Source organism: Streptomyces sp. GL_141 (assembly GCF_057834385.1).
The window spans coordinates 2,357,436-2,369,125 of record NZ_CM174402.1; the positions used below are offsets into that span (position 1 = coordinate 2,357,436).

Sequence of the window (11,690 nt, forward strand, 5' to 3'; positions counted from 1 at the left end):
GAACTCGCCACCCGCCAGGCGCGATTCACTTGACACGAAGGCGAGACCGATCGGTTGGACAGGAGTGCGCCGGGGCGTGCACGGCGAGGAGTGCGCCGGTCACGCGGGCAGCCAACCGAACCGGCCGAGGTCGTAACCACCGGCACGTCCGACCCGTTGGAGGGGGCATGGGCATGGGCTTCACGATCGGCGGCAGCCGCGGCACCAAGGAGTTCCGTTCCGGCGCTCGGCGCCGCGGCCGGACGTCGGAGTGCACGGCGGTGGCGGAGTACACCGGACTGTGGGGCTGGGACGTGGTCCCCGGCGCCCGGGCCGCGGGGCCCGCCCGCGACTGCTCCTGCGGTCATACGAATTGTGGTGCGCCGGGGGCGCATCCGCTGGCCCTCGCTCCGACCGTCCCGGCCGGCGCCACCCTCGACGAGGTCACCGAGACCTGGAGCGGGTACCCGGGGGCCGCGGTCCTGCTCCCCGCCGGGCGCTCCTTCGACGTCATCGAGGTCTCCGAGGAGGCCGGACGGCGGGCGCTGGTCCGGCTGGAGCGGATGGGCCTGCCGCTCGGCCCGGTGACCGCGACCCCCGACGGCCGGGCCCAGTTCTTCGTCGCCCCCGGGGCGGCGGCCGGGCTGCCGCAGCTGCTGTACCGGATGGGCTGGGACGACGCCGGTCTCGATCTGCGCGCGCTGGGCCAGGGCTCCTACGTCACCGCCCCGCCCTCGGACTTCGCGGGCCTCGGCCCGGTGAGCTGGCTGCGCCCGCCGGCCCTGGACTCGGCCGGGGATCCCCCGCAGGCCCGCCTCCTGCTGGGCACCCTCGCCTACCTCTGCCACCGGCTGCGCCGCCCGTAGCAGGCGGGCGGCCCGGCAGCCGGGCCGCCCATGGCAGTGCCCCCGGGTCCTGGGGACCGCGGGGGCACTGGCCGGCGTAGGAGCGTCGGGTGCGTTCAGTCGCCGATCAGGGCGTCGACGAAGGCCTCCGGCTCGAAGGGCGCCAGGTCGTCCGCGCCCTCACCGAGGCCGATGAGCTTGACCGGGACACCGAGCTCGCGCTGGACGGCGATGACGATGCCGCCCTTGGCGGTGCCGTCGAGCTTGGTCAGCACGATGCCGGTGATGTCCACGACCTCGGCGAAGACGCGGGCCTGGGTCAGGCCGTTCTGCCCGGTGGTCGCGTCCAGGACCAGCAGGATCTCGTCGAGCGGGCCGTGCTTCTCCACGACGCGCTTGACCTTGCCGAGCTCGTCCATCAGGCCGGTCTTGGTGTGCAGCCGGCCCGCCGTGTCGATGAGCACCACGTCGGCGCCCTCGGCGATGCCCTCCTTGACCGCGTCGTAGGCGATCGAGGCCGGGTCGCCGCCCTCGGGTCCGCGTACGGTGCGCGCCCCGACCCGCTCGCCCCAGGTCTGGAGCTGGTCGGCGGCGGCGGCGCGGAAGGTGTCCGCCGCGCCGAGCACGACGCTGCGTCCGTCGGCGACGAGCACACGGGCGAGCTTGCCGGTGGTGGTGGTCTTGCCGGTGCCGTTCACGCCGACGACCATGATCACGGCGGGGGTGTCCACGCCGCTCTCGGTCTTCACCGCACGGTCGAAGTCGGTGCCGAGGAGCGCGACCAGCTCCTCCTTCAGCAGCGCGCGCAGATCGGCGGGGGTGCGGGTGCCGAGGACCTTGACCCGCTCGCGGAGCCGGTCCACCAGCTCCTGGGTCGGTGCGACACCGACGTCGGCGATGAGGAGGGTCTCCTCGATCTCCTCCCAGGTGTCCTCGTCGAGGTGCTCGCGGGAGAGCAGCGTGAGCAGCCCCTTGCCGAGCGTGTTCTGCGACCGGGCAAGGCGGGCGCGCAGCCGGACCAGGCGGCCGGCGGTGGGCTCGGGCACCTCGATCTCGGGGGCGGGCGGAGCCTCGACGACCGGGGCTTCGGGCTCCGCGACCGGGGCCTCGGCCTCGGCCTCGGGCAGCACGACCTCTTCGATCGTGCGGCGCGGCTCTTCCGCCGTCGGTGCGGCGTCCTCCCCCACCTGCGGTTCGGCGGGCGGGGCAGTGATGGTCGGCGTGCTGGGCGGGGCCGTGGGGGGCAGCTGCTTCTTCTTGCGGCTGCTGACCACGAGCCCGCTGATCGCACCGACCGCGACCAGGGCGATGACTACGGCAAGGATGAGGATTTCCATAACGCTCCCCAGTATCGGCCACGCACGCCCCGAGCCGGGGACCCTGGAGGTTCATACCAGGACGTAAGCCTCTGTTTGTACTTTTTGCGGCAAACCTACGATGATGAACAGTCCCCCACGCCCCGCCCCCTCCCCCACGGAGTACACCTATGCCTGCCGAGACCGCCGTCGAGTCGCGCGGCCTGGAGCCCGTCCCGGACGCCGAGCGCCGCGGCCGGGTCCGCGAGCTCGTCCCGACCTGGGTGGCCGCCAACATCAGCGTGCTACTGCTGACCATGGGCGCCGGTCTCGTCATCTTCAACAAGCTGAACATCTGGCAGGTGCTCGTCGTCGCGATCGCCGCCCCCGTCGTCTCCTACGGCATCGTCGGACTGATATCCATCGCGGGCAAGCGCGGCGGCTCCCCCGGCATGGCGCTCTCCCGGGCCGTCTTCGGCCAGCGCGGCAACCTGTTCCCCGGCGCCCTGATCTGGGTCGCCCGCTGGGGCTGGGAGACCATCAACGCGGTCAGCGGCGCCTACGCCGTCCTGACCGTCCTCGACCTGGTCTTCGGCATCAAGAAGAACACCGCGCTGATCGTCGTCACCCTGCTCTTCTTCGTCGGCTGCACCTTCCTCGTCTCCGGCCTCGGCATCAACGCACTGCGCGTCTGCTCCAAGTGGTCCACGTACCTCTTCGGCGCCTTCAGCGTGCTCGTGCTGGGCTACCTGATCGCCGAGACCGACTGGTCCGCCGTCTTCGCCAAGCCCGCCGGCTCCACCGCGATGATGATCGCGGGCATCGGCACCATCGCGGCCGGCGGCATCAGCTGGGTGCCGTCCGGCCCGGACTTCACCCGCTACCTGCCCCGCACCGCCTCCGCCCGGGGCATGGTCGGCGCGACCATCGGCGGCGCGGCCGTCGTCGTGATCCCGATGGTGCTCATGGGCGCGGTGATGGCCGTCGCCACCCCCGACCTGGCCACCGCGCAGGACCCGGTGTCCTTCATCGGCGAACTGCTGCCGACCTGGATCGCGGTCCCGTACCTGCTGATCGCCCTCGTCGGCATGCTGCTCATCAACTCGATGTCCATGTACTCGGCGGGCTTCACCGCCCAGACCCTCGGCATCAAGGTCCCGCGCGCGGCGGCGGTCAGCGTCAACGCCGTCATCAGCCTGGTCTTCGGGTTCCTGCTGATGGTGGTCGCGACCAGCTTCTTCGGTTCGTTCATCTCCTTCCTGACCCTGCTGGCCGTGGCCTTCTCCGCGTGGATCGGCGTCTTCGGCGTGGACATGCTGCGCCGCACCTCCTACGACGGGGCCGCGCTGCTGGACACCACGCGCAGCAGCGCCTACTGGTACCGGGGCGGATTCGCCTGGCAGGCCATGACCGCCTGGGGCCTGGCCCTGGTGGTGGGCGCACTGTTCACGAAGGTCGACTGGTTCGCCGGCCCGCTGGCCACCACCTGGATCGGGCAGAACGGCCTCGGCTGGGCGGCGGGCATCGTCACCTCGGCCGTCCTGTACGCGGTCCTGCCGCGCACCCCGGCGGCTCCGAAGGCCCCGGAAGCCCCGGAGGCCGTTCCGGTGAGCCCGCAGGCCCCGGCGGACGAGCGGGTCCCCGCCGGATCCCTGTCCAACTGACGTCACGTCAGCTAACGTCCCCCTTCGCCCGCCCACCCACCTCCGGCGAAGGGGGACTTCTCCATGCCCATCACCGTGGCCCGGTTCAACCTCATCGACCCGAACGGCACCCCGGAAACCCTCTCCGCCCGCTACAAGGCCGCGCTGGAGATGGCGAAGTACGCGGACGACCGCGGGATCGACACCATCCAGACCGAGGAGCACCACGGCACCGAGAACAACTGGCTGCCCTCCCCCTTCGCCTTCGCGGGCGCGGTCTTCGGCGCCACCCGCCGGATCGCCGTCACCGTCTCGGCGATCATCGGACCGCTGTACGACCCGCTGAAGGTGGCCGAGGACATCGCGGTACTGGACCTGCTCAGCGGCGGCCGCCTCGTCACGGTGGCCGGCATCGGCTACCGGCCCGAGGAGTACGAGCAGCACGGCGTGGAGTGGGGCAGGCGCGGCAAGCTCCAGGACGAGCTGCTGGAGACCCTGCTGAAGGCGTGGACCGGCGAGCCGTTCGAGTTCCGCGGCCGTACCGTACGGGTCACCCCGCGGCCCTTCACCCAGCCGCACCCGCTGCTCCTGGTCGGCGGCAGCTCCGAGGCGGCGGCCCGCCGGGCGGCCCGGCTGGGGCTGCCGTTCTTCCCGAGCGCGCACCTGCCCGAGCTGGAGGCGTACTACAACGCGAAGCTCGCGGAGTACGGCACGGAGGGCTTCTGCATGATGCCGGCGGCCGAGACCCCGCTGCTGCACATCGCCGAGGACCCCGACCGGGCGTGGGACCAGTACGGAGAGCGGTTCCTGCACGAGGCCGGGATGTACGCCTCCTGGCAGTCCAAGGACATCCGCAGCGCGGTGCGTTCGGGTGCGACCACGGTGGCGGAGCTGCGCGCCGAGGGCGTGTACCGGATCCTGACCCCGGACGAGGCGGTCGCGTACGCCCGCGGCGCCGGCGAGGCGGGGAACCTGGTGCTGCACCCGCTGTGCGGCGGGATGCCCGTGGACGAGGGATGGCGGAGCCTGCAGCTCCTGTGCGAACAGGTGCTGCCCCGCCTCAAGGACTGAGACGGGGCAGCGCCTGTTCCGGGGGGAGGGGAGAGGGGCTGTCGGCGGGGTGGTCAGCCCATCTCCTCCAGCGCCTTGCCCTTGGTCTCCGGCACCCACTTGAGGATGAACGGGATCGAGAGCACGGCGAAGACCGTGTAGATGACGTAGGCGCCGGAGAGGTTCCAGTCCGACAGGGTCGGGAACGACACCGTGATGACCCAGTTGGCGATCCACTGGGCGGCGGCGGCCACACCGAGCGCGGCCGCGCGGATCCGGCCGGGGAACATCTCCCCGAGCAGCACCCAGACGACCACGCCCCAGGACAGCGCGAAGAAGAGCACGAAGCAGTTGGCCGCGACCAGGGCCACGATGCCCTGGGCGTGCGGCAGCGCGATGTCGTCTCCGGCCCCGGACTTGTAGGAGAAGGCCCAGGCCGCCAGGCCCAGAGAGATCGCCATGCCGACGGAGCCGATGAGGGCGAGCGGCTTGCGGCCGATCCGGTCCACGAAGATCATCGCGATCACCGTGCCGATGATGTTCACGACCGAGGTCTCGAAGGAGTACAGGAACGAGGCGCTCGGGTCGATGCCGACCGACTGCCACAGCGAGGAGCTGTAGTAGAAGATCACGTTGATGCCGACGAGCTGCTGGAAGACGGACAGCCCGATGCCGATCCAGACGATGGGCAGGAATCCGCGCTTGCTGCCGAGCAGGTCCTTGAAGGTGGACTTGTGCTCGGAGCGCATGGCGTGCTCGATGTCGGCGACGCGCCCGTCGAGGTCGATGTGCTCGCCCTCGACCTCGGCGAGCACCTTGCGGGCCTCGGCGTTGCGGCCGACGGAGATCAGGAAGCGCGGGGATTCCGGGATCACGAAGGACATCAGCCCGTAGAGCACGGCCGGGATCACCATCACGCCGAGCATCCACTGCCAGGCTTCCAGGCCGCCGATCTTGCCGCGCTGGTCGCCGTCCGCGAGGTTGAGGATCCCCCAGTTGACGAGCTGGGAAATGGCGATGCCGATGACGATCGCCGCCTGCTGGAAGGAGGCGAGCCGGCCGCGGTACGCGGGCGGCGAGACCTCGGCGATGTAGGCCGGGCCGATGACCGAGGCCATGCCGATGCCGAAGCCGCCGATGACCCGCCACACCGCCAGGTCCCAGAGCGCGAAGGGCAGGGCCGAGCCGATGGCGCTGGCCGTGAAGAGGACGGCCGCGATCTGCATGCAGCGGATGCGGCCGATCCGGTCGGCGATGCGGCCGGCCGTGGCGGCGCCGAGGGCGCAGCCGATCAGAGCGGCGGCGATCACCTGGGCGAGGGTGGCGGGCCCGACGTCGAAGCGGTCCCGGATCGCGACCACCGCACCGTTGATGACGGAGCTGTCGTAGCCGAAGAGGAACCCGCCCATGGCGGCCGCCGCGGTGATGAAGATGACGTGCCCGAGGTGGTCGGGCTGCGATGCCGGGCCGCCGCCCGGGGCCTGGGGCCGCGTCGTGCTGCTGCTCAAGGTGCGCTCCTGCGTGCCGGCTGCGGTGACGGGCTGAGGGTGTGATCCCTCCCAGTGGCGCACGGCTCAAGATCGGGCACCACCCGGAAGGGCCATCAGGGGCGCGCCTGCTCCGGACGGGCCCGGCCACACCCCGACTGGCCCCGCCCGGGCTCGTCCGGCCGCCCGGTCACGCCGTCACAACCGGCCGCCCCGTCAGCGCAGGCGCTGGCTGATGACCTTCGACACCCCGTCGCCCTGCATCGAGACCCCGTAGAGCGCGTCGGCGACCTCCATGGTCCGCTTCTGGTGCGTGATCACGATCAGCTGGGAGCTCTCCTGCAGCTCCTCCATGATCCGGATCAGCCGCTGCAGGTTGGTGTCGTCGAGCGCGGCCTCGACCTCGTCCATCACGTAGAACGGGCTGGGCCGTGCCTTGAAGATGGAGACCAGCAGGGCCACGGCGGTCAGCGAGCGCTCGCCGCCCGAGAGCAGCGACAGCCGCTTGACCTTCTTGCCCGGCGGCCGGGCCTCGACGTCGACGCCCGTGGTGAGCATGTTGTCCGGGTCCGTCAGGATCAGCCGGCCCTCGCCGCCGGGGAACAGCCGCGAGAACACCCCCTCGAACTGGCGGGCCGTGTCCCGGTAGGCCTCCGTGAAGACCTGCTCGACCCGCTCGTCGACCTCCTTGACGACCTGAAGGAGGTCGGCCCTGGTCTTCCGCAGGTCCTCCAGCTGCTCGCTGAGGAACTTGTGCCGCTCCTCCAGCGCCGCGAACTCCTCCAGCGCCAGCGGATTGACCTTGCCGAGCTGCTGGTAGGCCCGCTCGGCCGCCTTCAGCCGCTTCTCCTGCCGGGCGCGCACGAAGGGCTCCGGCCCGGCCTCCGGATCCGGATCCTCCCCGTCCACGGACGGGCTCGGCGGCACCGGCTGGTCGGGCCCGTACTCGGCGACGAGCCCCTGCGCCGCCATGCCGAACTCCTCCAGCGCACGGCTCTCCACCTGCTCGATCCGCAGGCGCTTCTCGGCGCCGAGCACCTCGCCGCGGTGCACGGAGTCCGTGAGCTTGTCGAGCTCGCCCTTCAGGCCGCGGCCCAGACCCCGGGCCTCGTCGAGCTCGCGCTCCCGCACGCCCTTCGCGTGCTCGGCGGACGTCCGCTCCTCCACGGCGCGGGTCAGCGACACCTCGATGTGCGCCAGCAGCCCGCGGGCTCCGGCGGCGACGGCCGCGGCCACTTGCGCCTCGTACCGCAGCCGTTCCCGGCGGCGCTCGGCCCGGGCCCTGGCCTCCCGCTCGGCCCTGGCCCCGCGGTCCAGGGAATCGGCCCGGCCGGCGAGCCCCTTCACCCGCTCCTCATGAGTCCTGAGCTGCAGCCGGGCTTCCATCTCGGTCTGCCGCGCGTTCGCCCCGTCGGCCGCGAGCCGGTCCCGGCGGGAGGTGTCCGGCTCCTCCGCCGCATCCTCGACGAGGTCATTCTCCTCAGCGACGGCGAGCCGTTCCGCACACTCCTCTACGTCGGCCAGCGCCTGCTCCAGCGCGTCCTGCGCCGTGGCTGCGGCCGCGGCGGCGCGCTCGGCTTCGCCCAGCGCCCCCTTCGCCTGCCCGGCGAGCCGCCCGAGCTGCTGCGCGACCCCGGCCCGGGCCCGCTCGGCGGCCCGCCGGAGCTCCCCGAGCTCCTCGACCCGGGCCCCGGCCGCCACCCTGCGGGCGTCCGCGGCCTCCTTCTCCCCCGCCAGCACCAGACAGCGGCCGTCCAGCCGGGCCAGCTCCGCCGCGGCCTCGTCGACGGCGGCCCGCACCTCGATCAGGCTGGGCACCCCGGCGGACCCGCCGTGCGCGAGGTGCGCACCGAGCACGTCCCCCTCGGCGGTCACGGCCACCAGCTCGGGCCGCGCGGCGACGAGCGCCTCCGCCTCGTCGAGCCCCCCGACCACCACGAAGTCCCGCAACACCCACGCCACGGCCCGAACGACCTCGGCGTCCCCGCGCACCAGCCCTGCGGCAGCGACCGCTTCCACCAAGGACGGCAAGGCCACCCCCGCCGACGGCACACTCAGCCCCATCGGCACTTGAGGCCCGGAGCCCGGCCCATCCGGGCCCGGCGCATTCAGCCCCGCCGGCGTTTGAGGCGCGGAGCCCGGCCCACTCGGGCCCGGCGCATTCAGCCCCGCCGGCGCTTGAGGCGCGGGGTCTGGGGCGGAGCCCCAGTTTCGGGAAGGGGCGGGGTGGGGGAAAACCGCCCCCGGACCCGAGTCCCGAGACGCGACCCGAGCTGAATCCGAGTCCGGGGCCGTGCCCGAATCCGGCGCCGGGGCCTGGCCCGGAACTCCGGCTCCGGCTCCGGCTCCGGCTCCGGCTCCGGCTCCGGCTCCGGCTCCGGCTCCGGCTCCGGCTCCGGCTCCGGTCGGCGAACCGCCGGAGGCCACCGCCTGGCCCGGGACCCCGGCCCCCGCCACCGGCCCCGGGGTGATCAGGAACGCGGCCCTCCCCGCATCTCCCTCCCGCAGGTACCGGATCGCTCCGGCCGCCGCCGCCGTCGACGTGACGGCCACCGCGTCCGCCGCCGCACCCAGCGCCGCCGCCACCGCGACCTCGTACCCCGGGGTCACGGACAAGCGCTGCGCCGCAGGCCCCAACAGCCCCTCCAGCCGCGCCGCGAGCAGCTCCGCCGTACCGTCCTTGCGGCGCAGCCCCATCGCCAGGGCATCCCGTCGCGCCGACACCGCCGCCCGCGAACGCTCCGCCGCCGCCAGCGCGTCCCGGGTCTCCCCGAGTCCGGCTTCGGCCGCCGCCAGCTCGGCCCGCGCCTCCTCGTACTCCCCCTGCCCGGAACCGGAACCGGCACCCGCCGCCGGGGATTCCTCCCCGACCTCCTCCGCCAGCGCCTCGTACTCCTCGCGCGCTTCCTCCGCCCGCGCCCGCGCCCCGTCCCGGGCCACGACCAGCCGGTCGATCTCCGCCTGGGCCGCGCCCGCACGGGAGCGGGCCGCACCGAGCCGGCCCGTCAGCCGCGCCAGCGCCTCGCGCCGGTCGGCGATGGCCCGCGCCACGTCCCGTAGCCGCCGTTCCTCGTCGGCCAGCGAGCGCTCCAGCTCGGCCCGGTGGGCGACCGTGTCCTCCAGTGCCCGCGCGGACGCTTCCAGCGCGGCCGTCAGCTCCGCCTCCTGCTCGCGGATCCGCGCGGCCTCCTTCTCCATCTCCTCCGGGTCCCGGCCCCGGCGCTCCTCATCGGCCGGAGCCGAGGCCGAGGTGACCCGGGCGTCCGCCAGCGACACCGTCCCGCGCACCCGTTCGGCAAGCTGCGACAGCTCGTACCAGGTCTGCTGCGCCCGCTGGAGCCGGGGCGCGAGTTCGCGTACGGCCTCCTCCAGTTCGGATTCCCGCCGCACCGCCGCCGCGAGCTGCGCCTCGGCGGCCTCCTTGCGCTCCTTCAGGGCCGCCTCGTCCGCGATCTCCGCGTCGAGCGCGCCCTTCAGCGTGACGAGGTCGTCGGCGAGCAGCCGCAGCCGTGCGTCCCGCAGGTCGGCCTGGATCACGGCCGCCCGCCGGGCCACCGCCGCCTGCCGCCCCAGGGGCTTCAGCTGTCGCTGCAGCTCGTTGCCCAGGTCCTGCACGCGTGCGAGATTGGCCTGCATCGCGTCCAGTTTCCGCAGCGCCTTCTCCTTGCGCTTGCGGTGCTTGAGCACCCCGGCCGCCTCCTCGATGAAGGCGCGGCGGCCCATCGGATCGGCGTGCAGTACGGAGTCCAGCTGGCCCTGACCGACGATCACGTGCATCTCGCGGCCGATGCCGGAGTCGGAGAGCAGTTCCTGGATGTCGAGGAGGCGGCAGGTGTCGCCGTTGATCTGGTACTCGCTGCTGCCGCCGCGGAACATGATCCGCGTGATGGTGACCTCGGCGTACTCGATGGGCAGCGCGCCGTCGGAGTTGTCGATGGTGAGCGAGACCTCGGCGCGGCCGAGCGGCGGGCGGCCGGTCGTGCCGGCGAAGATGACGTCTTCCATCTTCCCGCCGCGCAGGGACTTGGCCCCTTGTTCGCCCATGACCCAGGAGAGCGCGTCCACCACATTGGACTTGCCGGAGCCGTTGGGGCCCACGACGCAGGTGATGCCCGGCTCGAAGCGCAGGGTGGTTGCGGAGGCGAATGATTTGAAGCCACGCAGGGTCAGGGACTTGAGGTGCACGCCGCCGGACTCTACCTTTCACGTTCGGTTTCGCCCATGAAGGTGCAGGGCAGATCAGACGTTAAAGGAATGGGCCCCCCACCTGGCGCAACGCCGCCCGGCGACCTTGTCCGAGGTGGGAAAGGCGGGAAAGAAAGAAGGGACGCCGAAGCGTCCCTTGCAGATCATGCGGTTCCGTTGATGGAGCGACGAGGGAGCGCGGATCAGGTGAGCGCAGGCTCCGCCTGGGGTACGTCGAGGTCGATGCTGTCAAGCAGCGAGTCTCCGTGCTGTGCGGCGGCCGCGTTCAGAGCGTCGTTTTCGGACTGGATTCGTCCGAGCTCGGACTCGAGGTCCTGGACGCGCTGCTGAAGCCGTCGCATCTCGGCGAGGAGTCGCGGGTCGGAACCGCCGACGTAACCGAGAAGCGCCTTTGCCATGATGGATGGTCCTCCACACTGAGTGACCGACCGAAGCGGTGTGGGTCGTGAGGGAATCGCACCCGCGGATGTCCGGCAGCGACTGTCAGTCACTGCATCGATCTTTGGCTGACACTGTGTACTGCCAGCACTGCCAAACAGCTCAGGTGCGCGGGGCTTCCAGCGTCTCACCAAAAAGTTTGACGGTCAACACGATCACGCCCCGTATCGGCGGGCATCCCGGCTCCCGCAAGGGGCGTGGAGATCATCCTCGCCTCCGAGCCTTCCACGGATCCTGCGCGTCGGCAACGCGTCGGCGATGAATGCGCAGTTCCGACCGCATGCGGACCATCCGGCGATGTGTTCAGTACATGATCAGTCGATCGCTCACCGGATCGCGAACCCGTCGTAACCGCCGCGCGGTGTGCTCCAGATCTCCGTCACACCGTCCACGCTCCCGGGCGTGTCGGCGCCGTGCAGCCACTCCAGGAGCCGGTGGCAATTCTCACGTTGACCTTCGGCCACCACCTGCACTCGCCCGTCGTCCAGGTTGAGCGCGAAGCCGATCAGTCCGCCGATCTCCATGGCGTTCGCCCTGGTGAACCAGCGGAAGCCCACTCCCTGTACACGGCCGCGCACCCAGGCGGTCATCCGCACATCTTCGTTCATGCCTGAACGCTAACCGGGCAAACAAATCCGGGTCACCTCGCCCCCTCTCGCCATGGCGTACAGTCGCGCAGCAATGAGCTCACCCATTTGGGTGAGTAAAGGTTGATCTTGAAGTGCTGTGAAGCGCTGCGAAGCGCCG

The 11,690-nt window shown here is 72.0% G+C and carries 8 protein-coding genes; 3 read left to right on the forward strand and 5 right to left on the reverse strand.

What is annotated here, in order from left to right:
• Positions 1-173: 173 nt before the first annotated feature.
• Complete coding sequence (locus tag AC3IX6_RS09845; RefSeq protein WP_382980485.1) at positions 174-845, forward strand: bifunctional DNA primase/polymerase; 672 nt, start codon at positions 174-176, stop codon at positions 843-845.
• 95 nt (positions 846-940) lie between these two features.
• Here AC3IX6_RS09845 and ftsY read toward each other — a convergent pair whose 3' ends face one another.
• Entirely contained in the window at positions 941-2,161 is a 1,221-nt protein-coding gene (gene ftsY / locus AC3IX6_RS09850) for a signal recognition particle-docking protein FtsY (protein WP_489369819.1), read from the reverse strand.
• Positions 2,162-2,310: 149 nt separating this feature from the next.
• Between ftsY and AC3IX6_RS09855 the strand changes: the two genes are divergently transcribed.
• Both AC3IX6_RS09855 and AC3IX6_RS09860 read left to right on the forward strand, forming a co-directional pair.
• Positions 2,311-3,783 carry a cytosine permease gene (locus AC3IX6_RS09855; protein WP_489369820.1) on the forward strand — a complete coding sequence of 491 codons (1,473 nt, stop codon included), beginning with the start codon at positions 2,311-2,313 and terminating at the stop codon, positions 3,781-3,783.
• A gap of 63 nt (positions 3,784-3,846) precedes the next feature.
• Positions 3,847-4,833 (forward strand): LLM class flavin-dependent oxidoreductase, encoded by a 987-nt coding sequence (locus AC3IX6_RS09860; protein WP_489369821.1) that lies wholly within the window; start codon positions 3,847-3,849, stop codon positions 4,831-4,833.
• Positions 4,834-4,886: 53 nt separating this feature from the next.
• On the opposite strand, the gene AC3IX6_RS09865 is transcribed toward AC3IX6_RS09860, so the two are convergent.
• The 4 genes from AC3IX6_RS09865 to AC3IX6_RS09880 form a co-directional block, all read right to left on the reverse strand.
• Complete coding sequence (locus AC3IX6_RS09865; RefSeq protein ID WP_489369822.1) at positions 4,887-6,320, reverse strand: sugar porter family MFS transporter; 1,434 nt, start codon at positions 6,318-6,320, stop codon at positions 4,887-4,889.
• A 195-nt stretch (positions 6,321-6,515) separates the two neighbouring features.
• A complete protein-coding gene (locus tag AC3IX6_RS09870; RefSeq protein WP_489369823.1) occupies positions 6,516-10,484 on the reverse strand; it encodes an AAA family ATPase in 3,969 nt (1,322 codons plus the stop codon).
• A gap of 203 nt (positions 10,485-10,687) precedes the next feature.
• On the reverse strand, positions 10,688-10,903 hold the full coding sequence (locus AC3IX6_RS09875) for a hypothetical protein (protein WP_030227372.1): 216 nt from the start codon (positions 10,901-10,903) through the stop codon (positions 10,688-10,690).
• Between the two features lie 366 nt (positions 10,904-11,269).
• A complete protein-coding gene (locus AC3IX6_RS09880) occupies positions 11,270-11,551 on the reverse strand; it encodes an acylphosphatase (RefSeq protein WP_489369824.1) in 282 nt (93 codons plus the stop codon).
• Positions 11,552-11,690 lie beyond the last annotated feature (139 nt).